Annotated in this window: 20 protein-coding genes; 18 read left to right on the top strand and 2 right to left on the bottom strand. The window is 69.7% G+C overall.

The features are described 5' to 3' along the window. Positions 1–66: 66 nt before the first annotated feature. The 9 genes from ACX1D1_RS14890 to ACX1D1_RS14850 all read left to right on the top strand — a co-directional run bounded on the left by ACX1D1_RS14890 (position 67) and on the right by ACX1D1_RS14850 (position 8,716). Positions 67–795, top strand: a complete 729-nt coding sequence (locus tag ACX1D1_RS14890) for a DUF4129 domain-containing protein (RefSeq protein WP_459055190.1) — start codon at positions 67–69, stop codon at positions 793–795. Next, the gene (locus ACX1D1_RS14885; RefSeq protein ID WP_459055189.1) at positions 792–1,307 is read left to right on the top strand and encodes a hypothetical protein; all 516 of its coding nucleotides are present in this window, start codon (positions 792–794) and stop codon (positions 1,305–1,307) included. The genes ACX1D1_RS14890 and ACX1D1_RS14885 overlap by 4 nt, the downstream gene beginning before the upstream one ends. Further along, positions 1,304–2,278, top strand: a complete 975-nt coding sequence (locus tag ACX1D1_RS14880) for an AAA family ATPase (RefSeq protein WP_459055187.1) — start codon at positions 1,304–1,306, stop codon at positions 2,276–2,278. The genes ACX1D1_RS14885 and ACX1D1_RS14880 overlap by 4 nt, the downstream gene beginning before the upstream one ends. Continuing rightward, positions 2,278–3,561 carry a DUF58 domain-containing protein gene (locus tag ACX1D1_RS14875; protein ID WP_459055186.1) on the top strand — a complete coding sequence of 428 codons (1,284 nt, stop codon included), beginning with the start codon at positions 2,278–2,280 and terminating at the stop codon, positions 3,559–3,561. The genes ACX1D1_RS14880 and ACX1D1_RS14875 overlap by 1 nt, the downstream gene beginning before the upstream one ends. After that, positions 3,558–4,115, top strand: a complete 558-nt coding sequence (locus tag ACX1D1_RS14870; protein WP_459055184.1) for a hypothetical protein — start codon at positions 3,558–3,560, stop codon at positions 4,113–4,115. Before ACX1D1_RS14875 ends, ACX1D1_RS14870 begins: the two co-directional genes overlap by 4 nt. A gap of 219 nt (positions 4,116–4,334) precedes the next feature. Then, entirely contained in the window at positions 4,335–5,453 is a 1,119-nt protein-coding gene (locus ACX1D1_RS14865) for a ferredoxin reductase (protein ID WP_459055182.1), read from the top strand. Between the two features lie 10 nt (positions 5,454–5,463). After that, the gene (locus ACX1D1_RS14860; RefSeq protein WP_459055180.1) at positions 5,464–6,729 is read left to right on the top strand and encodes a fatty acid desaturase family protein; all 1,266 of its coding nucleotides are present in this window, start codon (positions 5,464–5,466) and stop codon (positions 6,727–6,729) included. Between the two features lie 39 nt (positions 6,730–6,768). Next, the gene (gene zupT / locus ACX1D1_RS14855) at positions 6,769–7,575 is read left to right on the top strand and encodes a zinc transporter ZupT (RefSeq protein ID WP_459055178.1); all 807 of its coding nucleotides are present in this window, start codon (positions 6,769–6,771) and stop codon (positions 7,573–7,575) included. An 82-nt stretch (positions 7,576–7,657) separates the two neighbouring features. Next, positions 7,658–8,716, top strand: coding sequence for a LacI family DNA-binding transcriptional regulator (locus ACX1D1_RS14850; protein WP_459055176.1), 1,059 nt, complete (start codon positions 7,658–7,660; stop codon positions 8,714–8,716). On the opposite strand, the gene ACX1D1_RS14845 is transcribed toward ACX1D1_RS14850, so the two are convergent. Further along, a complete protein-coding gene (locus ACX1D1_RS14845; RefSeq protein ID WP_459055175.1) occupies positions 8,676–9,899 on the bottom strand; it encodes a glycoside hydrolase family 32 protein in 1,224 nt (407 codons plus the stop codon). The two genes, ACX1D1_RS14850 and ACX1D1_RS14845, sit on opposite strands and share 41 nt — an antisense overlap. Positions 9,900–10,107: 208 nt before the next feature. On the opposite strand from ACX1D1_RS14845, the gene ACX1D1_RS14840 reads away from it, so the two are divergent. The 4 genes from ACX1D1_RS14840 (at position 10,108) to ACX1D1_RS14825 (ending at position 14,301) form a co-directional block, all read left to right on the top strand. Further along, the gene (locus tag ACX1D1_RS14840) at positions 10,108–11,397 is read left to right on the top strand and encodes a sugar ABC transporter substrate-binding protein (RefSeq protein ID WP_459055173.1); all 1,290 of its coding nucleotides are present in this window, start codon (positions 10,108–10,110) and stop codon (positions 11,395–11,397) included. Positions 11,398–11,512: 115 nt separating this feature from the next. Beyond that, positions 11,513–12,397, top strand: a complete 885-nt coding sequence (locus ACX1D1_RS14835) for a carbohydrate ABC transporter permease (RefSeq protein WP_459055171.1) — start codon at positions 11,513–11,515, stop codon at positions 12,395–12,397. Position 12,398: 1 nt separating this feature from the next. Further along, on the top strand, positions 12,399–13,295 hold the full coding sequence (locus ACX1D1_RS14830; RefSeq protein ID WP_459055169.1) for a carbohydrate ABC transporter permease: 897 nt from the start codon (positions 12,399–12,401) through the stop codon (positions 13,293–13,295). A gap of 4 nt (positions 13,296–13,299) precedes the next feature. Further along, positions 13,300–14,301, top strand: coding sequence for a glycoside hydrolase family protein (locus ACX1D1_RS14825; RefSeq protein WP_459055167.1), 1,002 nt, complete (start codon positions 13,300–13,302; stop codon positions 14,299–14,301). 103 nt (positions 14,302–14,404) lie between these two features. Here ACX1D1_RS14825 and ACX1D1_RS14820 read toward each other — a convergent pair whose 3' ends face one another. Beyond that, positions 14,405–16,582, bottom strand: coding sequence for a copper-translocating P-type ATPase (locus ACX1D1_RS14820; protein WP_459055165.1), 2,178 nt, complete (start codon positions 16,580–16,582; stop codon positions 14,405–14,407). A 155-nt stretch (positions 16,583–16,737) separates the two neighbouring features. On the opposite strand from ACX1D1_RS14820, the gene ACX1D1_RS14815 reads away from it, so the two are divergent. From ACX1D1_RS14815 to ACX1D1_RS14795, 5 genes are all read left to right on the top strand, one after another. Beyond that, complete coding sequence (locus ACX1D1_RS14815; RefSeq protein WP_459055163.1) at positions 16,738–18,222, top strand: multicopper oxidase family protein; 1,485 nt, start codon at positions 16,738–16,740, stop codon at positions 18,220–18,222. A 315-nt stretch (positions 18,223–18,537) separates the two neighbouring features. After that, positions 18,538–18,957, top strand: a complete 420-nt coding sequence (locus tag ACX1D1_RS14810; protein WP_459055161.1) for an ArsR/SmtB family transcription factor — start codon at positions 18,538–18,540, stop codon at positions 18,955–18,957. 15 nt (positions 18,958–18,972) lie between these two features. Beyond that, the gene (locus ACX1D1_RS14805) at positions 18,973–20,238 is read left to right on the top strand and encodes an MFS transporter (protein WP_459055159.1); all 1,266 of its coding nucleotides are present in this window, start codon (positions 18,973–18,975) and stop codon (positions 20,236–20,238) included. A gap of 60 nt (positions 20,239–20,298) precedes the next feature. After that, positions 20,299–21,663: a hemolysin family protein gene (locus ACX1D1_RS14800; protein ID WP_459056598.1), complete on the top strand. Its 1,365-nt coding sequence runs from the start codon at positions 20,299–20,301 to the stop codon at positions 21,661–21,663. Further along, on the top strand, positions 21,656–22,699 hold the full coding sequence (locus ACX1D1_RS14795) for a hemolysin family protein (protein WP_459055157.1): 1,044 nt from the start codon (positions 21,656–21,658) through the stop codon (positions 22,697–22,699). Before ACX1D1_RS14800 ends, ACX1D1_RS14795 begins: the two co-directional genes overlap by 8 nt. Positions 22,700–22,703: the final 4 nt, after the last annotated feature.

Genomic DNA, 22,703 nt, shown 5'->3' with positions numbered 1-22,703 from the left:
CCTGTTGGCCCCGAGGACCGTTCTGGAGGAACAACTACCGCGGGCCTGTCCGTAGACTCGACCCTTGTGGACGCACCGAAGCCGCCGCGGCGAGGCGGAACCCTCCCCCTCGTCATTGCCGTCGCGCTCGTGGCCCTCATCCTCGTCACGCTCGGCGCCGCCAGCCCGCGGCCCCCGCTCGTCGAGGTCCTCCCCAGACCCACCCCCACCGCGACACTCACGCCCGAGGCGCCCCTCCCATCCCTCAACCCGCTGCCGTCGCAGTCACCGCTGCTGCCCATGCCGGACGTGGAGCCGCTGGTGCTGCCGGGGTGGGCCGACGACGTGGTCCGGATCCTTGCCGCCGTCGGACTCCTCGCGCTGATCGGGACCTTCCTTTACCGCCTGTCCGGCGAGCTGATCAGGACCGAGCGCCGGCACGCCGCCGAACCCACCGGCGCCGAGTCGGAGATCCCGGAGATCGACGACGAGGAACTGGCCGAGGCGCTGGACGAGACGGTCGAGGAGCTCCGTCTGGGCATGGCCGTCGACGGCGCCGTCATCGCGTGCTGGCGGCGGCTCGAACAGGCCGCGGTCTCGTCGGGCATCTTCAGGAAGCCCGCGCAGACGTCCCAGGAGTTCACCGTCGAGGTACTGAGCCGCGCGGTGGTGGACGCTGCGGCCCTCGAGGAGCTCGCCGAGCTGTATCGCCAGGCGATGTTCTCCACCCACGAGCTCACGGACGCCCACCGCGACCGTGCCGTCGCCGCACTCGAGGCACTCAGCGCGCAGCTCAGCGGGAGGGCCGCGCCGTGACGGCCGCGTGGAGCCTGATCGCGAGGCTGGCCGTCGGGATCGCCGTCGCGTCGCTGTTCATCCTGGCCGACGACGTGGTCAACCTCCGCGTCGAGCCCACCCTTGCGCTCCTCGCCGGCGTGGTGGCGGCTGCGGGGTCGTGGGCCGTCAACCAGGTCCTGCCGGCCGGGGAGCAGCCGGACTGGAAGCAGCCGTCCTGGCACACCCGGTCCCCGCACTTCCAGGCCGACATCCGCACCCGCCGCCTCGCCTCCGTCCTGGCCCACGCGCAGCCGGGCCGGGGCTTCGACTCCCGGCGCGTCGCCCGCCAGCTCACCGAGCTCACAGTGAGGCGCCTGGTCACCTCCGGCCGCATGGAACGCCCCGCCCGCGGCGCCGACCTCCTCGAGGGCGCCGACGCCCACCTCTCGCCCACGCTGCTGACCTACCTCCGCAGCGCGGAGGCCGAGCACCCCCAGGTGCTCAACCGCAAGACCTTGCACGCCCACCTCAAGGAGATCGATTCGCTATGAGCACCCCCGCCGCGCTCACCCAGGCCCAGGCCACCTCGCTCGTGCAGCAGGTGCTCGACGCCGTCGACACTGCCCTCGTGGGGAAGCGCGACCAGATGACCCTGGTGCTGGCGGGTGTGCTCGCCGGCGGCCACGTGCTGCTCGAGGACCTGCCCGGTCTGGGCAAGACGTTGGCGGCGCGCTCCCTGGCGCAGGCGCTCGGCCTGGAGTTCACCCGCGCCCAGTTCACCCCGGACCTGCTCCCCGCCGACCTCACCGGCTCCTACATCTTCGACCAGCACACCAGCGAATTCAGCTTCCGCGAGGGCCCCATCTTCACCGGACTCCTCCTCGCCGACGAGATCAACCGCACGCCGCCCAAGACCCAGTCCGCGCTGCTGGAGGCGATGCAGGAGCGGCAGGTCACCGTCGAGGGGCACACGTTCGTGCTGCCGCGACCCTTCCACGTGCTGGCCACCGCGAACCCGATCGAGCACGAGGGCACCTACCCGCTGCCCGAGGCTCAGCTCGACCGGTTCCTGCTGCGGCTGGCCTTCGGGTATCCGTCGCTCGACGAGGAGTGGGACGTGCTCTCCCGGCGGATGGGGCGACGGCGGGAGGAGATCGTGGTCGACGCCGTCCTCGACCCTGCCGGGCTGCTCGCCGTGCAGGACTGCGTCGAGAACATCCACGTGGCGGAGTCCGTGGGCCGCTACGCCATCGATCTGGTCCGCGCCACGCGCGAGCATCAGGACACGATGGTGGGGGCGTCGCCGCGCGGGTCGCTGTCGCTGCTGCTGTGCTCGCGGGCGCTGGCGCTGATCGAGGGCCGCGATTTCGTCATCCCGGAGGACGTCAAGCGCCTCGCCGTGCCCGCGCTCGGGCACCGGATCGTGATCCGGCCCGAGCTGTGGCTCAACAACGTGGCGCCGGAATCCATCGTGCGGGCGGTCCTGGACGTGGTGCCGGTGCCGGACGCGGAGAGCCTCTGATGCAGGTCACGCACACCCCCGCGTTGCTGCGGTCCCTCGGGGTCGCGGCTGCGCTGGGCGTGCTCGCGATCGTCGCGCAGCGGGCCGACGTCGCGGTCCTGATGGCGCCCTTCGTCGTCCACCTGGCGTGGGCGTGGGCGGTTCGACGGCGCGGCGAACCCGAAGTGGAGGTGAGGCCGAAGGCGGTGGTGGTGCCCGAGGGGGAGTCGGTGCCGCTGGTGACTCGCGCGTCGCAGGCGTGGCCGTCGTCCGTTGTCACGCTGCAGTGGCCGGTGCGGCCGGGGATCGCGGTGGAGCCCGACGCCGGCACGGTGCTGGATGCGGTGGCCGTTGAGGGCTCGAGTGTCGCGGTGCAGCCCGAGCGCTGGGGTCGCTACGACGTGGGCCCCGGCTCGGTGTCCGTGGCGGACCTGAGCGGGAGCTGGCGCGCCTCGGCCGCGCTGCCCCGCGTGCAGATCACCGTGCGGCCGGCGTCCTCGACGCTGGAGGGCGGCAGCGGGGTGGCCCATCCGATCGGCATCGTCGGCATGCACCGCTCTCGGCATCGTGGCGACGGCAGCGACCTGGCCGATGTGCGCGAGTTCCGCCCCGGGGACAGGCTGAGGCGGATCAACTGGCGGGTGACGTCGCGGCTGGGGAAGGTGCACGTCAACTCGACGCTGACCGAGCGCGACACGGACGTCCTCATCGTCATCGACACCCTCCTCGACGTGGTCCCCGCGGATCCGACGGCGCCCACGAGCCTGGATGCGACGGTGCGCGCGGTCGCGGCGATCTCCCGCCACTACGTCGGCTTCGGGGACCGCGTGGCGGTCCACGACCTCGGCCGACGGATCGGCCATGTCCGCTCCGGCGCCGGGCCCCGCCAGGCGAGGGTGGTGCTCAACGTGCTGTCGCGGGCGAATCGCAGCGTGCCGGACTGGGACATGCTGAGGCCCGTCGGCACGGTGACCAGCGGGATGCTCGTGTTCTTCTGCTCGCCGCTACTGGAGCGGGAGTCGCAGGACGAGCTGGTGCGGCTTCGCAGGCTCGGCGCGGAGGTGATCGCGGTGGACACGCTGCCGGAGGGGATCGGGCGGTTCGAGGACATCGGGGCGTTCCGCCGCGACACCTTCCTCGGCGAGGCCTGGATGATGCGCCGGATGGAGCGCGACGACGCCATCGAGCGGCTGCGCGGCATCGGCATCCCGGTCACCCCGTGGCGCGGGACGAGCAGCCTGGCCAGCGTCCTGCTCTCGATGGAGGCGGCGCGATCCGCCCCGAGGCGGGTGCTCGGCCGATGAGGGACCTCGCCGAACTGGTCGCCGCGTGGATCTACGCGGTGCGGATCACCAGCGGTCAGCAATGGGCGCTGCGGATGGTGGTCCTCGCGTCGGGCGTGGGCGCCGCCGCCCTGTGCGCGGCGTGGTTCCCGACGGTGGTTTCACCCGCCCTGTTCGTGGTGGCGGCGCTGATGGCGGCCGCGTCGGTGGTGCGCCCGGACTCCGCGGCACCGCTGGGACTCGTCGCCGTCGTCGCGCTCTCGTGGCTGTCCGGGGGCGCGGACTCGGCGTGGTGGGAGTGGCTGGCGGTGGCCGGCCTGGTGGCTGTGTTCCACCTGAGCGTCGCCTTCGCCGCGGCGGCGCCGTCGTATGCGACGATCACCGGCCGCGCGGCCCGGCGGATGGTACGAGGGCTGGCGGGTTTCGTGGGCGTGAGTGTCGCGGTGGGGGCCGGAGTCGTCGGCCTGACGAGGCTGCCCGACGATGCGCTCGGGCTCTGGTGGGTGGTCGCGGGGTCGCTCGCCGTGGCATCGGCGACGGTGGGTCTGGTAGCCGCCCTCCGACGCCCCGGCTAGGGAAGCACTAATCAATGCTGTTCTCGGCGAGGACGTGCCGGGCGGGATGAGATGGCGCCACTCCATCTGGTGCGTGTACTTGACGTCCATATCCAGATGGAGGGGTGCCAGTTCACCCGATCCGGTGCGCCGCAGCCAGGACATGATTGATCAGTGGTTCCCAACGGACTGAAAGGCGCTGTTTGAGCGCTTACCTACGGTAGCGTAACCTTGTGAGTGATGACACTCCAGGGCGCCACCGGCGCCCCGCCTCAGGCGCACCGCTCGGTGGTCAAGCGCGCGCTGAGACAGGCCCGCTCCGGGGCCCGGAAGGTGGCCGAGGCGCTCGCCACGCCACTGCTCCCCGAGGACTTCCTGGACCTGATCGACCCGCTGCGCTCCGGCGCGGACCTTCGCGGCCGCGTGGTGGCAGTCCGCCCCGAGACCGCCAGCGCCACCACCGTGGTCATCAGGCCGGGGCGAGGGTGGCGCACCCACAGGCCCGGCCAATACACCCGCATCGGCGTGGACGTCGACGGCGTCCGCCAGTGGCGCGCCTACTCCATCACCAGCCCGGTCACCGACGCCGGCACCATCACGCTGACCATCCGGGCCATCGCCGAGGGCAAGGTCAGCAACTACGTCAAGGCCCACCTCAGGCCCGGGGCCGTAATCCTGCTGGACCAGGCCACGGGAGACTTCGTCCTCCCCACCCAGGTGCCGGACGCCGTACTGTTCCTCACCGCCGGCAGCGGAATCACCCCCGTCATGGGGATGCTGCGCAACTCGCCGCTGCCGCGGGACGTGGTGGTGGTCCACTCCGCCCCCACCCCCGAGGAGATGCTGTTCCGCACCGAACTCCGGGCCCTCGCCGACGCGGGCCGGATCCGGCTGATCACCCGCTTCACCAGGGCGGCGGGCGTGCTGCCCGTGACCGAGCTGGATTCCGTCGTCCCGGATTGGCGCGCCCGGCACACCTGGGCATGCGGCCCCACCGCCCTGCTCGACGACGCCGAGGCACACTGGGCCGACGCCGGCCTGGCGGACCACCTGCACACCGAGCGGTTCCGCCCCCGGATCCACGCCGTCGGCCAGGGCGGGGAGATCACCTTCACCTCCTCAGGAATCACCACCGCGGCCGACGCCTCCACCACCCTGCTCGACGCGGGCGAGGAGGCCGGCGTGCTGATGCCGTCGGGCTGCCGGATGGGCATCTGCTTCAACTGCGTCGTCCCCATGACAGAGGGCAGTGTGCGCGACCTCCGCACGGGGGACCTGACCACCGCCAACCCCGATGACCCCGTCATCATCCAGACCTGTGTGTCGGCTGCGGCTGGCCCATGCCATCTCCGAATCTGAGAGCCTCACCATGACCGAGACAGTCCGGAACCGCCCGAACCGCATCACCACCTCCCGACCGCAGGAACGAGCCGAGATCTCGGCCAGCGGAAAGCACAACCCCATCGCCCACCTCAGCCCCGAGGACATCGAGGACATCGGCCGCGAGCTCGACGCCATCCGCGACGAGATCATGGCCAGCCGCGGCTCCGACGACGCGGCCTACATCCGTCGCGTGATCAGGACCCAGCGGTCCCTGGAGCTGGCCAGCCGCGTCGTGCTGCTGTTCTCCAGGTTCCCGCCCGCGTTCGTCCTGGGCACCACCGGGCTGACGGTGGCCAAGATCATCGAGAACACCGAGATCGGGCACAACATTCTCCACGGCCAGTGGGACTGGATGCGCGACGAGAAGATCCATTCCAGCACCTGGGAGTGGGACTTCGCCTCGCCCGCCGAGCAGTGGAAGAAGTCCCACAACGTCGAGCACCACACCTACACCAACGTCGTAGGAATGGATAACGATCTCGGCTACAACGTGTTGCGCGTGGACCCGGACCAGGAGTGGAAGCTGCAGCACGTTTTCCAGCCGGTGACCAACTTCTTCACGGCGCTGTTCTTCGAGTACGGCATCGCTGCCTACGACCTCGACCTCAAGGGCTGGAGCGAGGGGACCAAGGACAAGCAGGTGTTCAGGGAGGATCTGAAGAAGGTCTTCGCCAAGATCCGCACCCAGATGACCAAGGACTACGTGGTGCACCCGCTGCTGTCGGGGCCCTCTGCGCTGTCGACGCTGATGGCCAACGCGATCGCCAACACCGCCCGCAACGTGTGGACGCACTCGGTGATCTTCTGCGGCCACTTCCCCGAGGGCGTGGAGACGTTCGAGACGGAGTCGATCGAGGGCGAGACGCGGGGCGAGTGGTACGTGCGGCAGATGCTCGGGTCGGCCAACATCTCGGGCAGCAGGCTCATGCACATCATGACCGGGCACCTGTCCCACCAGGTGGAGCACCACCTGTTCCCCGACATGCCCAGCAACCGTTATGCCGAGATCTCCCCGAGGATCCAGGCGCTCATGCAGCGGTATCACCTGCGCTACGTCACCGGCCCGCTGCCCAGGCAGGTGGCCTCCGCGTGGGGCAAGGTGTTCAGGTACTCGCTACCCAACAAGAAGCCCGGCACCAGCCAATGGGCCGAGGTGGCCTCGGCCGCCCGCGCCGCGGTGGGCGACGTGGTGGACTCCACCCGCGGAATGTGGCGGCGTCCGCGGCAGGCCGCCATCGGCGCCATGGCCTAGGAGCCTTCAGCACACTCCTCGCGCTAGCCTGAGCGCACGATGCTCCTTGCGCTCCTTGTCTCGCTCTTCGCCGGTCTGGCCACGTCCATCGGCGGGCTCCTGGTGGTGCGCCGCAAGACGTTGGGGCGACGGTTCCTGGCCGTGGCCCTGGCGTTCGCAGCCGGGGCCATGTTGATGATCTCCTTCATGCAGATCCTGCCGCTGGGCATCCAATGGATGGCGGAGACCTACCCCCGCGCCACGGCGGAGGGGCTGGTCTTCGCCGCGTTCTTCGTCGGCATCCTCCTGGTCCTGGCGATCGACCGGCTGCTCCCCGCCTCGCTCAACCCGAGCGAGATCGAGGGCCGCGAGGCGGCCATGGGGTCCAAGGACGCGGCGCGCAACACGCGGCTGCTCCGCAGCGGACTCCTCGTGGGGCTGGTGTTGGGGCTACACAACTTCCCCGAGGGCATGGCCACGTTCTTCAGCACGTATCAGGACCCGAAGATCGGCGTGGCGCTCGCCGTCGCCGTCGCGATCCACAACGTGCCCGAGGGGATCGCGGTCGCGGCGCCGGTCTATGCGGCGACGGGGTCTCGGGGCAAGGCCTTCTGGTGGGCCACCGTCTCAGGGTTGACGGAGCCCATCGGCGCCTTGGTGGCCGCCGCGCTGATCAGCTGGGTGGTCCCGGAGTCCGTGCTGGGGCTGTTCTACGGGTTGGTGGCCGGGATGATGGTGTTCCTCGCGCTGGACGAAATGCTGCAGGCGTCGTGGCGCTACCAGACGGACAAGCATCAGACCATTTACGGAATGCTCGCGGGGATGGCGACGGTCGCGGTGAGCCTCGTTCTGTTCTCCGCTGCCTGAGGGCTTGCGCGCCGCTGCAGATGCGGTGAGGGCCGTCGGGGCGCGCTTGACATCGCCGCGACCCAACTGGTCCCATGGCTGCATGGTCAACCAGCCTCGTCGGGTGCGTGCGGCGGACGTAGCCGCGGCCGCCGGGGTGTCGCGCACGGCCGTCTCCTTCGCCCTCAACGACCGCGACGACGGCAACATCTCGGCGGAGACCAAGAAGCGGATCCTCGAGACGGCCGCCAGGCTGGGCTACGAGCCGCACCACACGGCGCGCTCACTGCGCAGCCAGACCACGCACTCCATCGGTCTGTTCACCGACGCCGTCGGCTCGCCGTTCGCCGGCCGGCTGCTGGCAGGGGCCAGCGACCAGGCCATCGCGCTCGGTCACGTGTTGCTCGTCATGGACCTCCACGCCGGGGAGGACGCTGAGACCAGGGCCATCAAGGAACTCGAACGTCGCCAGGTCGACGCCCTCATCTACGCCAGCATGGGGTTCCAGATCCTGAACCGCCCCCCGCGGGCCCGCCTTCCCCTCGTCCTGGCCAACTGCACCAGCGAGCGCGACGACGAGCTGAGCGTTTACCCCGACGACGCCTACGGCGCCACCCAGGCGCTAGAGCACCTGGCCGATCTGGGCCACCAGCGCATCGTGATGCTGAGCGGGAACTGGACCCCTCTCGCGGATGCGGCGAACGCCGGAAACATCTCCGGGCCCCTCCGTCGGGAGGCCTTCCTGGCCGGCGCCAGGCGCCGGGGCGTCGATGCCTCCTACGTCGAAGCAGGATGGCAGATCGACACCGGCTACCACGCGGCGATGCGCGTGCTCGACCGCCCCGCCGACGAGCGGCCGACGGCGCTCTTCGCCATCACCGATCGGGTGGCCGTGGGCGCGATGCTCGCCGCGGCCCGCCTGGGGATCGCGGTGCCGGAGGATCTGTCGATCGTCGGCTTCGACGATCAGGAGCAGATGGCCGAGTGCACGGTGCCGCCGCTGACGACGGTCGCCCTCCCGCATGTGCGCATGGGGCAGGAGGCGGTGGCCATGGCCATCGCCGCCGCGGCTGGGGAGGCGGTGGAGCACCCACGTCGAGCCCTGCCCTGCGAACTGCTCGTCAGGGAGTCGACGGCGCCACCTCGACCTCCGCGACCGTGACGCCCTCCGGCGCGTCCAGCCGCCAGGGCGAATCGCTGCGCCAGGTGGCCGGCACGCCGTCACGCGGGTAGACCTCCAGGACCGGACCGTCCACCCACACGTCGGCGCCGGAGGGGACGACAACCCGCCCGAACTCGTCGTGGGTCAGCGTGGCCCCGTCGCCGTCGAAGCTCAGGCGTGCCTGCCACCCCGCCATCGTGGAGCGGCCCCCGACGAGGGGCCGCCGCGGCCCGCCCGCGAGGGCCTCTGCGGCCACCGGGTCCACAGAGCTGGTGACCAGGCCCCCGCGAAGGTGGAGCCGCCTGGGCAGGGTCATGCACCCGGCGTGGTCGATCACCGCGGGGTCCTGGTCCGTCTGGCGGATCCAGCCCAGCAGGAGGGGCTGCCCGTCCGCCTCGGTGACCTGGGGTGCGTAGAAGTCGTGGCCGTCGTCGAGGACGTTCAGGTGGTCGCCGCCGAACCGCGGGCGGCCGTCGACCAAAGTGACGTCGCCCACGACGGCCACCACCCGGCCGAGCACCCCGCGATGCTGCAGCGAGAGGATCAGCACCCAGCGGCCGTCCACCTGCACCAGTTGCGGGCACTCCCAGATGTCGGCGGGATCGGCTGCGGCGAACGCCGGATCCGACGGCGTGGCGAACAGGCCCTCGTAGGTCCAGGCCGTCTCGTCGTCGCGGTTGAACAGCAGCACCGCGGGGGAGCCGTCGTGCAGGCCGGCGCCGAGAACGGCCCAGCGCCGACCCTCGACCTCGAAGACGAAGGGGTCGCGCATGACGGCGATGTCGTCGGCGTCCGGGGTATCGCCAACCACGATCGGGTCGTCCCAGGTGAGCAGGTCCTCGGAGCCCTGACGCAGGCAGATGGTGCTGCGATGCGACGCGTCGGCGATCGCGGAGTAGGCCACCGTCGGGCGCGCCCCGCCGGGGACGAAGCAGCCGGACCAGCAGCCGAACTCGTCCGGGCCGCCCGGGGTGGGGGAGAACGCTATGGCGTGGTGTTGCCAGGTGGCGAGGTCGCGGGAGGTGGCGTGTCCCCACGCGATCGCCTCGTGCCAGGGGCCGGCCGGGTTGTGCTGGTAGAAGACGTGCCAGACGTCGCCGACCTTGGTCATGCCGTTGGGGTCGTTGAGCCAGCCGCCGGCGGCCGGGCGCAGGTGGTAGGTGGTGTGAACTGCTGTGGTCACGCTCATCCTCGGGATCCTAATTCGGTTTAGTTCGGCCGTGAGTCCAAACCGTCCGCGAAGGCGGAATGTCACAGAATGGTCACGGTCGAGCGTTGGGGGTTGACAGGAGGCAAGTTCTCTACGCATAGTGTAGTCACCTAATTCGATTTAGGGAACCTCAAGAATCAGCACCGCCAACGCCGGCGGTCAGCACTTGGAAGGACCAGCAATGAAGCGCACAGGACGAGCACTCGCGGCCATGGCCATCGTCTCGGCACTCGCTCTCTCCGCCTGCGGGCAGGCGGGCCAGACACCCGAGGGTGAGGGCGACGGCCCCACTCAGGTCACGCTGTGGACCCACTCGGCCGGCAACCCTGCCGAGCTCGAGGTCTACAACCAGATCATGGCGGACTTCAACGAGTCCCAGGACGACTACGAGGTGGTCTCGGAATCGTTCCCGCAGGGCGCATACAACGACGCCATCGTGGCGGCGGCCACCTCGGGCGACCTGCCCTGCCTCCTCGACATGGACGGCCCCATCGTCCCCAACTGGGCCTGGGCCGGCTACATCCAGCCGCTGGGGATCTCGTCCGAGATAACCGACTCCCTGCTGCCCACAGCCGTCGGCATGTGGGAGGACGAGGTCTACTCCGCCGGCTACTGGGACGCCGCGCTGGCCATCTTCGCCCGCAAGTCGGTGCTGGAGGCCAACGGCATCCGGGTGGCCACGGTCGATCAGCCCTGGACCCAGGAGGAGTTCGACAGCGCACTCACCACCCTCAAGGCCGCCGGCTACGAGACCCCTCTGGACATCGGCGCCGAGGATGCCGGCGAGTGGTGGCCCTACGCCTACTCGCCGATGCTGCAGAGCTTCGGTGGTGACCTGATCGATCGCTCCACGTTCCTCTCCGCAGACGGCGCCCTCAACGGCCCCGAGGCCGTGGCCTGGGGTGAGTGGTTCCAGGGCCTGTTCGAGCAGGGCCTCGCCTCCAATACCGGCACCATCGGCAACGAGGAGTTCAACCGCGACGAGGTGGGGCTCAGCTACACCGGCGTGTGGAACGCGCTCGGCTCCATCGACGCCGTCGGCGACGACCTCGTGATCCTGCCCCCGCCGGATCTCGGCCAGGGCCCGAAGATCGGCGGCGGTTCGTGGCAGTGGGGCATCTCCTCCGAGTGCTCCGGTGCGGCCCTCGACGGCGCCCGCGCCTACCTCGAGTTCTCCTTCGCGCCCGAGTACGTGGCGGCGTTCGCCGACAAGCAGATCGTCATCCCGGCCACTGAGGAAGGCACCGCGCTCAGCGAGTACTTCGGCGAGGAGGGCGTGCTGCGGCCGTTCACCGAGCTCACCCAGTTCGCGGTGCTGCGCCCGGAGACACCGGCCTACGCGGTCATCTCCACCACCTTCACCACGGCCGCCATGGACATCATGAACGGCGCCGACGTCCAGACCACGCTGGATCAGGCGGTCAAGGACATCGACGCCGACATCGCCAACAACGACGGCTACGGCTTCTGATGCACTCCGGCCGGGGCCTCCGGGCCCCGGCCTTCCATCAACTGGAGGACCTGTTATGACCACTCCTCAGTCGGTCGCGCCCGCGACCGCCGTCCCGGCCGCCGAAACTCAAACCATGCGCAAGCCCAAGCGCCAGGGCCACGGCGCCGCCTACGCGATGATCGCACCGGCAGCGCTGCTGCTGCTCATGTTCCTGATCATCCCCGTGGGGCTCGCGTTCGGGCTGTCGTTCACCAACGCGCGCCTCATCTCGCCCAACCCGCCCCGCTTCGTCGGTCTGGACAACTTCGTCCGAGCCTTCACCGCGGACCCCACCTTCATCCGGTCCCTGATCAACACGTTCCTGTTCGCCATCGTGGTCGTTCCGGTGCAGGCGGGTCTGGGGCTGGTGCTTGCAGTGCTGGTCAACCAGAAGCTTCGCGGCACCACGTTCTTCCGGATCGTGTTCTTCATCCCGGTGGTGACGTCGATCGTCGTGGTGTCCATCCTGTGGCGGTTCATGTACCAGCCCGACGGCATCATCAACTCGTTCATCGACATGCTCACCTTCGGGGCGTGGGAGAACATCGCCTGGCTGAACGAGCCGAGCACCGCTCTGCCGGCCATCATCGTGCTGTCGATCTGGCAGGCGGTCGGCTTCCACATGATCATCTGGCTCTCCGGCCTGCAGACCATCCCTGAGGAGCTGTACGAGGCCGCTCGCATGGACGGCGCCGACGGCTGGCAGCAGTTCAAGAACGTGACCTGGCCCGGGCTCCGGCCCACGATGATCTTCATCCTGGTCACCATCACCATCGCCGCGCTGGGCCTGTTCGTCCAGATCGACGTGATGACGCAGGGTGGCCCGGTCGACTCCACCACCACGCTCGTCTTCCACGCGGTCCGCCGCGGCTACCGCGAGCAGCAGACCGGCTACGGCGCCGCGATCTCGCTGATCTTCTTCGTCCTGGTGCTGATCATCGCGATGATCCAGCGCTTCCTGACCCGAGACAAGGACTGACATGGCCAAGACCGTTGGATTGGCGGCCGAGAAGCGCCGTCGCAAGATCCTGATCTACATCCCCATGGTGATCCTCGCGGTGATCTTCATGTTCCCGCTGATCTTCATGTTCGTTTCCAGCTTGAAGCCCGATGCCCAGATCCTCGCCGACGTCGACAACATTCGCGCGTTCCTCCCCGTCGGGGACATCTCGTTCAACAACTACTCCGACGTGTTCGACCGGGTGCCGTTCTGGCAGTTCCTGTTCAACTCGATCATCGTGACCGTGCTCATCGTCGGGCTCGGCCTGGTGGTCAACTCGCTGGCGGGGTTCGCGTTGTCGCGGATGGAGTGGAAGGGACGCAAGCTGGTGCTGACGGTCGTCATCGCCACGCTCATCGTGCCGTTCGAGACCATCGCGGTGCCGATGGTCTACTGGGTCAGCAAGCTGCCGACGCTGGTGTGGGAAGGCGGACTGCTCAAGTACGACTTCGGTTGGCTCAACACCTACGAGGTGATGATCGTGCCGTTCATCGCCAACGCGTTCTCCATCTTCCTGTTCACCCAGTACTTCTCCACCATCCCCGTCTCCATCGACGAGGCGGCCCGCATCGACGGCGCAGGCTGGTTCGGGATCTACTGGCGGATCATCGTGCCGCTGTCCGGCCCGGCGTTCGCCACCGTCGCGATCCTCACCTTCCTCCCGGCGTGGAACTCGTACCTGTGGCCGTTGATGGTGGTGCAGCAGGAGTCGCTGCGGCCCGTCATGGTGGGCATGCAGTATTTCTTCCAGCTCAACACGGCCTGGGGTGAGGTGATGGCGTACACGTCGCTGATCACGCTGCCGGTGCTGCTCGTGTTCCTGGTGTTCCAGCGGGCGTTCGTCAGTTCGATCGCCTCCAGCGGCGTGAAGGGGTGATCCAATGCTGAGACTTCCCGACCATTGGGTGTGGGACAGCTGGCCCGTCCGGGGCGACGACGGGGAGCACCACCTGTTCTTCCTGCGGGCGTCGCGGGCGTTGATCGACCCGGAACGGCGGCATCGCCGGGCGTCGGTGGGTCACGCCCGGTCCTCGGACCTGGTGACCTGGGAGGTGTTGCCCGACGCCCTGGTCACGGCGGACGAGCCCGCCTGGGACGACGGCTCCACCTGGACCGGCTCCGTCGTGAAGGCCGACGACGGGACCTGGCGGATGTTCTACACGGGAGTGTCGCGGGCGGAGGACTGGAAGGTGCAACGGGTGGGGGTCGCCGAATCAGACGACCTCATCACGTGGCGCCGACGATTCGACCAGCCGGTCTGCGAGGCGGACCCTCGCTGGTACGAGAAGCTCTCGTCCGGTGACTGGTTCGACGAGGCCTGGCGTGACCCCTGGGTGCTCCGGGGCGACGACGGGCTCTGGCACATGCTGCTCACCGCCCGCGCCGCCGAGGGAGACCCCGCGACGCGGTCCGTGATCGGGCACGCGGTGAGCGCGGACCTCGACTCGTGGGAGGTGCGCCCACCGCTGTCCGCGCCGGCGGGCTGGGGGCAGATGGAGGTGCCGCAGGTGGTCGTCGTCGAGGGCATGCCGTTCCTCGTCTTCTGCTGCTGGACGGACCTCGAGGACGACCGACGTCGCGGGCAGGCCACCGGCGGGATGTGGTTCGCGCCGGGGGAGTCCCTCCTGGGACCGTGGGACCTCGACGCGGCCGGCACCCTCGACCACCCGAGCCTCTACGCGGCGCGCCTGATCGACCGTTCGATCCCTGAGGAGGTCGGCGTCGCGGAGCGACCGCGGGCCGTCTCGAAGGGTCGTGACGCAACCTCTACTGAGGACTGGGTGATCGTCGGGTTCTCGGACAAGGTGGGTGGGGTGTTCCAGGGCGAGATTCTGGACCCGATCCGCGTCGTCCGGGAGGGGCGGGCCCTCCGCCTCGCCTGACCGGCGGAACCCTGGGCGGTGGATCTGGCGGCGACTACGCCACCAGATCCGCCACTGAGACCGCGCCCCAGCGGGGGAGAGCTCTCGCTTCGCTCCTCGCGCCTCAGCGCGAGGACGGGGCGAGCCGCTCAGGCGCGAGGTCCAACCGACGCAACAGCTGCGCGTTGAGCGCCACGATGATCGTCGACAGCGACATCAGCACCGCCCCCACCGCCGGGGAAAGCACCACCCCGATGGGCGCCAGCACGCCTGCGGCAAGCGGGACCGCGACGATGTTGTAACCCGCCGCCCACACCAGGTTCTGGATCATCTTGCGGTAGCTCGCCCGCGACAGGTCGATCATGGACAGCACGGCCCTCGGGTCGTTGCCCGCCAGCACCACGCCGGCCGACTCCATCGCGACGTCCGTCCCCGCCCCGATCGCGATCCCCACCTCGGCGCGGGCCAGGGCCGGGGCATCGTTGACGCCGTCGCCCACCATCGCCACAGTCAGCCCGCGACCCTGCAGTTCGGTCACCTTGGTGTCCTTGTCCTGCGGCAGCACCTCGGCGAACACCTCGTCGATGCCCAGCTCGGCGCCGACCGCCTCGGCCACCTGCCGCGCGTCGCCGGTGACCATCGCCACCCGCACTCCGCGATCCTGCAGCGCCTTGACCGCCGCCTTCGACTCCGCGCGCACCTTGTCCTCGACCGCGACCGCCCCGATGACCTTGCCGTCGCGGATCACGTGCAGCACGCCCGCTCCCCGCCCGGACCACGATTGCGTCTGCTCAGTCAGGGCCGACGGCGTCTCCAGGCCCAACTCACGCAGCAGGGTCGGCCCGCCCACCTGGATCACGGCGCCGTCGACGGTGGCCCGCACCCCGCGGCCGGTGGAGGCGGAGAAGTCCGTTCCGCGCCGTCGCATGCCCGAGGCCTCCGGCTTCGCGGCGGCCGCCGCGACGATCGCCCGCGCGACGGGGTGCTCGCTGTCCGCCTCGGCCGCAGCCGCCAGCGACAGCAGCTCCGACTCGGACACCCCCGCCGCCGCGACACCCGTCACCGCGTGGGCGCCCTCGGTGAGCGTGCCGGTCTTGTCGAACAGCACCACGTCGATGGTGCGCATCCGCTCCAACGCCATCCGGTCCTTGATCAGCACGCCGTTCTTGGCTGCGCGCTCGGTGGAGATCGCGATGACAAGGGGGATCGCCAGGCCCAGTGCGTGGGGGCAGGCGATCACGAGCACGGTGACGGTCCGCACCACGGCCTCGTCGGGGCTGCCCAGCAGCGTCCACGCGATAGCCGTCAGGATGCCCGCGCCCAGCGCGAACCAGAACAGCAGCGCGGCGGCTCGGTCCGCGAGGGCCTGGGCCCGCGACGACGAGGCCTGCGCGTCGGCCACCATCCTCTGGATCCCGGCCAGGGCGGTGTCGTCGCCGGTTGCCTCGACCCGCACCCGCACCGTGTTGTCCGTAGCGACGGTGCCAGCGACGACGCGCTCACCCTCGCCACGGGCCACCGGCTGCGACTCCCCGGTGATCATCGACTCGTCGAACTCCGCCGCGCCGTCGACGATCGTCCCGTCCGCTGGCACCCTGGCCCCCGCGCGGACGAGCACCACGTCGTCGACCGCCAGCTCTGCGATCGGGACGACGACCGTCCCGTCGTCGGTCACCAGCTCCGCCTCGCTCGGCAGCAACTCCGCCAGCGCGTCCAGCGCCGACGACGCGGCCCCCAGCGCGCGCATCTCCATCCAGTGGCCGAGCAGCATGATGGTCACCAGCAGCGCCAGCTCCCACCAGAAGTCGAGGGCGAATCCGCCGATGCCGAGCGTGGTCACCCAGGAGGCCACGAATGCGACCGTGATGGCCAGCGAGATCAGCAGCATCATGCCGGGCTGACGGGTCTTCAGCTCGCGCCACCCGCCCTTGAGGAACGGGACCCCGCCGTAGGCGAAGATCGCGGTGCCCAGGACCGGGGGGATCCACGTCGAGCCGGGGAACTCAGGCAGGTGGTAGCCCAACAGGTGCGCCATCATCGGGCTGAAGAACACCACCGGGATGGTCAGCGCCAGCGACACCCAGAAGCGGTTCTTGAACATCGCCGTCGAGTGCCCGGCGTGCTCCCCGTGGGAGTGAACCTGCTTGTCATCTGCCGCCGAATGAGCGTGGCCGTGAGGCATCGCCTGCTGGTGGGTGTCGCGGCTGGCGTGGTTGTCCTTGACCGCGACACCGCCGTGGTCTGGATGACCCGCGTGTGGGTCGGGGGAGGGGTGGTTGTTCTGGTGCTGTGAATGCTCCATGCCTCAGGTATATACCCCCAGGGGGTATCAAATCAAGTGGTTGCCCAAGGTCGCCGGAGTGACGGGAGCGAATTGGGGTGACCGTGAACCGATCTTGACCGGATCTTCACTGTCTCGCTCTGGGTTTCGCGGCCCAGGAGGGGCACCCTCGGTGTATGAGACCCCTGCATCGACGGCAGATTCTGCTCGGCGGCGTCAGCATCGCGGGCGCCGGACTGCTTTCCGCGTGCACCGGCCCCGCTCCCAGCGCGCCGTCGGGGCACGGCGGCACCCCCTTGGTCTACCCCACGCCGGGTCTCACCCCCGCGCCTGGGCGCGCCACCGTCGAGGCGGCGCTTCGCCCGCGACCCCTCACGCTCGACCTCGGCGGCGTCACCGCCAGGACATGGGGCTACGACGACGCGGGCTCAACTGTCCTGCGGGGCACGGCCGGCGACCTTTTCCGCGTCGCCGTCGCCAACGAGCTGCCCGCCTCTACCAGCGTGCACTGGCACGGCATCCGGCTCCACCACGCGGCCGACGGGGTGCCCGGCGTCTCGCAGGAGCCCATCGAGCCCGGGGCGGAGTTCCGGTACGAGTTCGTCGCGCCCGACCCCGGCACCTACTTCCTCCATCCGCACTCGGGTGTCCAGCTGGACCGAGCGTTGTATGCGCCGCTCATCATCGACGACCCTGACGAGCCCGGCGGCTACGACGAGGAGTGGGTGGTGGTCCTGGACGACTGGACCGACGGCGTCGGCCGGAGCCCGGATGAGATCTTCGAGGAGTTGGCCGCTGAGAACGGTTCTGTGTCCAGGGGGATGGGGATGGGCGGCCACGACATGGGCGGCATGCCCGGTCGCGGCTCGCCGCTGGGCGATGCGGGCGACATCGAGTACCCCCACTACCTCATCAACGGCCGGATCCCCGAGGCGCCGGTCAGCTTCGAGGGCAAGCCCGGGCAGCGGATCCGGCTGCGGATCATCAACGCCGGCTCGGACACCATCTTCCGGGTGGCGCTCGGCGGGCATGTGCTCACGGTGACGCACAGCGACGGTTACGCCGTCGAACCGCGCGAGACCCCGGCGCTCTACCTGGCGATGGGGGAGCGCTACGACGTGCTCGTGACGTTGGGCGACGGCGCCTTCCCGCTGGTGGCGAGGCCGGAGGGGAAGCGGGGCCTCGCGCTCGCCGTCGTGCGCACCGCTGCGGGGACCGCGCCCACGGCCAACACCCCGGTGCCAGAGCTCGACGGCGACGCGCTGCTGGGCACCGAGCTGCGCGCCGCCGAGGGGTCGCGGCTGCCCGACGGGGACGTCGACACCGCGTTCGACGTGGAGCTGAACGGCCAGATGGATCCCTACGGATGGGGCATCAACGGGCGCAAGTTCGGCGCCCATGAGCCGTTCGAGGTGTCCGCCGGCCGCCGGGTGCGGATGACGATGACCAACATGACGATGATGACCCACCCCATGCACATCCACGGCCACACCTGGGGGCTGCCGGCGAGCGGCGGGCTGCGCAAGGACACGGTTCTGGTGGCGCCCATGCAGGCGATCGAGGCGGACCTCCTCACCGACAACCCCGGCGAGTGGATGCTGCACTGCCACAACATCTATCACGCCGAGGTCGGGATGATGACGACGATGCGATACGTGTGAACAGCGGGGGGGTCTGCCTCGGCCGAGGTGCGGCAGATGTTCCTCCAGGTGGGCATCCGGGCCCCTGATGCGTCCGGGACCCGTTCTGGAGGAACACCAGCCGCGGAGGGGTTTCGGTCCCTGAGGAGCCCGGCGTCGCGAAGCGACCGCCGGGCGTCTCGAAGGGTTGTGTCGGGACCTTGAAGCGTGTCTGCTTGTCGGCTTGGGATTCGACCATCGGGCCTGGCCGCTTCGCGGGTGGCTCCTCAAGGAGCGGGGTGGTGGCTTCACCGTTTCACGGGTGGCCCTCTTCCGGATTTGTATTAGTATCTGCGTATGCACGCGGATAACGAGACTCATGACGTCCCCTCTGAGTTCGTCGACCTCGCCGCGGAGGTGCTGGCCCTGCTCTCGGACCCGACCCGGATCAGGCTGATCCTCGCGCTCGACGCCGCCGTCGAACTGTCGGTCGGCGAGCTGGCCGAGGTGGTGGGGAAGAACCCCTCCGGGGTATCCCAGCACCTGGCAAGGCTGCGGATGGCGCGCATGGTGACCACCCGCCAGGACGGCACAAAGGTCCTGTACAAGTTGGCCGACGAGCACGCCGTCGGCGTCATCCTCGAGGCGGTCAGGCAGGCCGAGCACTCCGTCGCGGCCGCAGGTCAGATGCCGCTGCACCACACCGCAGGCGACGACTTCCCACCCCGATTCGGTGCCCCGGAGCGGAGCCCGCGCCGCAGGTCCGCCCACGCCTGATCGCATGCCGCCACCATGTTGACCGTCCTCCGCAATCGCACCTACCGGAACCTGTTCACGGCCCAGGTGATCGCCCTCCTCGGGACCGGCCTGCTCACCGTGGCCCTGGGTCTGTTGGCGTTCGACGTCTCGCCCGACGGCGCAGGCGCGGTGATGGGGCTCGCGATGTCCATCAAGATGGTGGCCTACGTGGCCGTGGCCCCCGTGATGGCCGCCGTCGTTGCCCGGGTGCCGCGCAAGCCGCTGCTCATCACGGCGGATCTGATGCGCGCCGGCGTCGCCCTGTGCCTGCCGTTCGTCAGTGAGGCGTGGCACATCTACGCGCTGATCTTCCTGCTCCAGTCAGCGTCGGCCACGTTCACGCCCGCCTTTCAGGCGCTGATCCCGTCGGTGCTGCCCGCGGAGCGGGAGTACACGCGTGCCCTGTCGTTGTCGCGGCTGGCCTACGACATGGAGGCTCTTGCCAGCCCCATGATCGCCGCCCTGCTGCTGGCGGTTGTCGGATATCAGGACCTGTTCGTCGGCACCGTCGTGGGCTTCCTTGGCTCGGCAGCCCTGGTGGCCGTCACCCGGCTCCCACAGATTGAGCCGTCGCCGCTCGCGCCGTTCCTCGAGCGCCTGACCAGCGGTACCCGGAACTTCTGGGCGGCGCCCGAACTGCGCGGGCTCCTGGGGATCAATCTGGTGGTGGCTGCCACCACCGCGATGGTGATCGTCAACACCGTCGTGATCGTGCGCACCCACCTTGGTCGGGGGGAGGGTGACCTGGCCTTGCTGCTGGCCGCCTACGGTGCGGGCTCGATGCTCGTCGCGTTGGTGGTCCCGCGACTCCTCGACCGGTTGCCCGACACGCGGGTGATGCTCGCGGGCGCCGCCATCCTCCCCGTCGCACTGGCCGTGGCCGGCGGAATCCTCTCCTGGGTCGACAACGCGCTCGCCTGGTCGCTGATCCTCGTGCTCTGGTTCGTCATCGGGGCCGCGACCTCTGCGGTGCTCACGCCGTCGGCGCGGCTCCTGCGCCGGAACTCGACGGAGCAGACGTGCCCGGCGGTCTTCGCCGCCCAGTTCTCGCTGTCTCACGCGTGTTTCCTCCTCACCTACCCGCTCGCGGGGCTGCTGGGGGCCCAGGTGGGGCTGCCGGGTGTCGCGGCGGTGCTCGTGGGCGTGGCGCTGGTCGGCCTGGGGTGGGCGCGTCGGGCATGGGCGTTGAGGGCCGAGGTCTCGGACGAAGCGTCCACCGCCGAGGCTCACGTACTATCGACGCGTGAACGACGGTCATAGTCCTTCGCCCTCCGGGGCCGCCCAGAAGTCTCTGAGCCCTTCGACGGGGGTGAGGTGACGATGATCGTCGAGTGGCTACTGCTCCTGGCCGTGGTGGTGCTGATCGCAGCGAACGCGATGTTCGTGGCCGCCGAGTTCTCCCTGGTGACGGTTGACCGTCCCACCGTCGCGAGGCTCGCCGAGACGGACCCGAAGGCGAAGTCGCTGCGCGAGGCGCTCCGCACCATGTCCACGCAGCTCTCCGGCGCGCAGCTCGGCATCACCATCACCAGCCTGGTCGTGGGCTTCATCGCGGAGCCCTCGATCGCGGCGCTGCTCGCGGTGCCCATCCGCGCCGCAGGCCTCCCGGAGGAGACCGCCTCCGTGGTTGCCTTCACCGCAGCCTTCCTCATCGCGACCATGGTCCAGATGGTGTTCGGCGAGCTGGTGCCCAAGAACTGGGCGATCGCGGAGCCCCTCAAGGTGGGGCGCGCGGTGGTCGGGTTCCAGCGTGGCTTCACCTGGGTGAGCAGGCCGCTGCTGTGGTTCCTCAACGGCACCGCCAACCGCATCGTCCGCGCGATGGGCATGGAGCCGCAGGAGGAACTCGCATCCGCCCGTTCCGCACAGGAGTTGGGCTCGCTCGCTGCCCGCTCCGCACAGCAGGGCATGCTCGGGCAGGATCTCGCCCGCCGTCTCGAGCACTCCGTGGCGCTCAACGAGCGCACCGCCTCCGACGCCATGACGCCCCGACCACGCGTCCGCTTCCTCGAGCTCGACGAAACGGCCGCCGACGTCCTCGACGCGGTCCGCGCCAGCGGCCACGCACGTTTCCCGGTCATCGGCGAGAGCGTCGACGACGTCCGAGGGGTGGTCCACTTCAAGGACGCCCTGGCCACCCCCTCAGCGGAGCGCGCTGGGCGCACCGTCAAGGATCTGGTCCGCCCCATCCGGGCCGTGCCGTCGACGATGCCCCTGGGCTCGGTACTCGAGGTTCTTCGCCTCGGCGTGCAGATGGCGGTCGTCGTCGACGAGTACGGCGGCACGGACGGCATCGTGACGCTTGAGGACGTGGTGGAGGAGATCGTCGGCGAGATCGACGACGAACAGGACAGCCCCACCCGCGCCTACCGCCAGCTGGAGGAGCGGCGTTGGTCCTTGTCGGGACTGCTCCGCCCTGACGAAGCGGGCGAGACGCTGAACATCGAACTGCCCGAGGGCCGCGAGTCCGACACCCTGGGTGGCCTCATCACCGAGCAGCTCGGCCGCTTCCCGAGGGTGGGAGACGAGGTGCTGCTCGACGTCCGGGACGAGACCAGACCCGACGCAGACGGGCTACCGACCCCGGCCGTCGCGCGGCTCAAGGTCACCAGACTGGACGGATGGCGCGTAGACAGGCTCACCCTGACCGTCGAGGATGCAGAGGAGGGGGAGGACAATGCTTGATTCCACAGCCATCCTCATCGCAGTCGCCCTGCTGATCGGGAACGCCTTCTTCGTGGGCGCCGAATTCGCCCTCATCGCCGCACGACGCACCCAGGTCGAGCCGCGGGCCGCCGCCGGCTCGTGGTCCGCGCGGATCACGCTGCGGGCCATGGAGCGGGTCTCGCTCATGATGGCCGGCGCACAGCTGGGCATCACCATGTGTTCCCTCGGGCTCGGCGCCATCGGCGAGCCCGCCGTCGCGCATCTGCTGGAGATCCCCTTGGCCGCCGTCGGGATCAGAGGCGCCGCGCTGCACACCGTCGCGTTCATCATCGCCCTGGCCATCGTCGTGTTCCTGCACATGGTGCTCGGCGAGATGGTGCCGAAGAACATCGCGATCTCCGGCCCCGAGCGCTCCGCCATCATCCTCGGCCCCATCCTGTACGGGATCGTGCTCGTGCTGCGTCCGCTGATCTGGCTGCTCAACTGGATCGCCAACGTGGTGCTGCGCCTGCTGAAGGTGGAGCCGAGGGAGGAGATCGCCTCGGCGTTCACAGCCGACGAGGTGGCCGCCTTCATCGCGGAGTCGCGCGAAAAGGGGCTGCTCGAGGATCGCGAACACCAGCTGCTGAGTGGCGCCGTCAGCATCGGGACGGAGACCGTCGCGGCGGTCATGGTCCCGATGGGCGAACTCGTGACGCTGCCGTACCAGGCCACGCCCGCCCAGGTGGAGGCGGAGTTTCTGCGCACCGGATACTCGCGTTTTCCCGTCGCCGCGGAGGAAGGCCACGTGGTGGGCTACGTCCACCTCAAGGACTTCCTCGGGCTGACTGACGACGAGTTCACGCGACCCTTGGGCGAGCACGTGGTCCGCCCGTTGGCCACCATCGCGAAGGACGCCACCCTGGAGGCGACGCTCGCCGCGATGCAGGCGGGCGGCACGCACTTCGCGCTCGTCGTCGACGGCGACCAGACTGTGGGCGCCGCGATGCTGGAGGACGTCGTCGAGCGCCTGATCGGTGAGGTGAAGGACGCTGCGACGGTGTCGCGGGGCTAGGTCG

The sequence above is a fragment of the Tessaracoccus luoxuelianae genome (genome assembly GCF_054483915.1).
The sequence above is the reverse complement of the archived record's forward strand: the minus strand, read 5'-3'. Positions and strand labels throughout refer to the sequence as shown.

What these genes read in the sequence shown, in the direction of transcription:
- ACX1D1_RS14880 (WP_459055187.1), top strand. Translation starts at nt 1,304, where the DNA reads ATGAGCACCCCCGCCGCGCTCACCCAGGCCCAGGCCACCTCGCTCGTG.
- ACX1D1_RS14875 (WP_459055186.1), top strand. Translation starts at nt 2,278, where the DNA reads ATGCAGGTCACGCACACCCCCGCGTTGCTGCGGTCCCTCGGGGTCGCG.
- ACX1D1_RS14870 (WP_459055184.1), top strand. Translation starts at nt 3,558, where the DNA reads ATGAGGGACCTCGCCGAACTGGTCGCCGCGTGGATCTACGCGGTGCGG.
- ACX1D1_RS14865 (WP_459055182.1), top strand. Translation starts at nt 4,335, where the DNA reads ATGACACTCCAGGGCGCCACCGGCGCCCCGCCTCAGGCGCACCGCTCG.
- ACX1D1_RS14860 (WP_459055180.1), top strand. Translation starts at nt 5,464, where the DNA reads ATGACCGAGACAGTCCGGAACCGCCCGAACCGCATCACCACCTCCCGA.
- zupT (WP_459055178.1), top strand. Translation starts at nt 6,769, where the DNA reads ATGCTCCTTGCGCTCCTTGTCTCGCTCTTCGCCGGTCTGGCCACGTCC.
- ACX1D1_RS14850 (WP_459055176.1), top strand. Translation starts at nt 7,658, where the DNA reads ATGGTCAACCAGCCTCGTCGGGTGCGTGCGGCGGACGTAGCCGCGGCC.
- ACX1D1_RS14840 (WP_459055173.1), top strand. Translation starts at nt 10,108, where the DNA reads ATGAAGCGCACAGGACGAGCACTCGCGGCCATGGCCATCGTCTCGGCA.
- ACX1D1_RS14835 (WP_459055171.1), top strand. Translation starts at nt 11,513, where the DNA reads ATGCGCAAGCCCAAGCGCCAGGGCCACGGCGCCGCCTACGCGATGATC.
- ACX1D1_RS14830 (WP_459055169.1), top strand. Translation starts at nt 12,399, where the DNA reads ATGGCCAAGACCGTTGGATTGGCGGCCGAGAAGCGCCGTCGCAAGATC.
- ACX1D1_RS14825 (WP_459055167.1), top strand. Translation starts at nt 13,300, where the DNA reads ATGCTGAGACTTCCCGACCATTGGGTGTGGGACAGCTGGCCCGTCCGG.
- ACX1D1_RS14820 (WP_459055165.1), bottom strand. Translation starts at nt 16,582, where the DNA reads ATGGAGCATTCACAGCACCAGAACAACCACCCCTCCCCCGACCCACAC.
- ACX1D1_RS14815 (WP_459055163.1), top strand. Translation starts at nt 16,738, where the DNA reads ATGAGACCCCTGCATCGACGGCAGATTCTGCTCGGCGGCGTCAGCATC.
- ACX1D1_RS14810 (WP_459055161.1), top strand. Translation starts at nt 18,538, where the DNA reads ATGCACGCGGATAACGAGACTCATGACGTCCCCTCTGAGTTCGTCGAC.
- ACX1D1_RS14805 (WP_459055159.1), top strand. Translation starts at nt 18,973, where the DNA reads ATGTTGACCGTCCTCCGCAATCGCACCTACCGGAACCTGTTCACGGCC.
- ACX1D1_RS14800 (WP_459056598.1), top strand. Translation starts at nt 20,299, where the DNA reads ATGATCGTCGAGTGGCTACTGCTCCTGGCCGTGGTGGTGCTGATCGCA.
- ACX1D1_RS14795 (WP_459055157.1), top strand. Translation starts at nt 21,656, where the DNA reads ATGCTTGATTCCACAGCCATCCTCATCGCAGTCGCCCTGCTGATCGGG.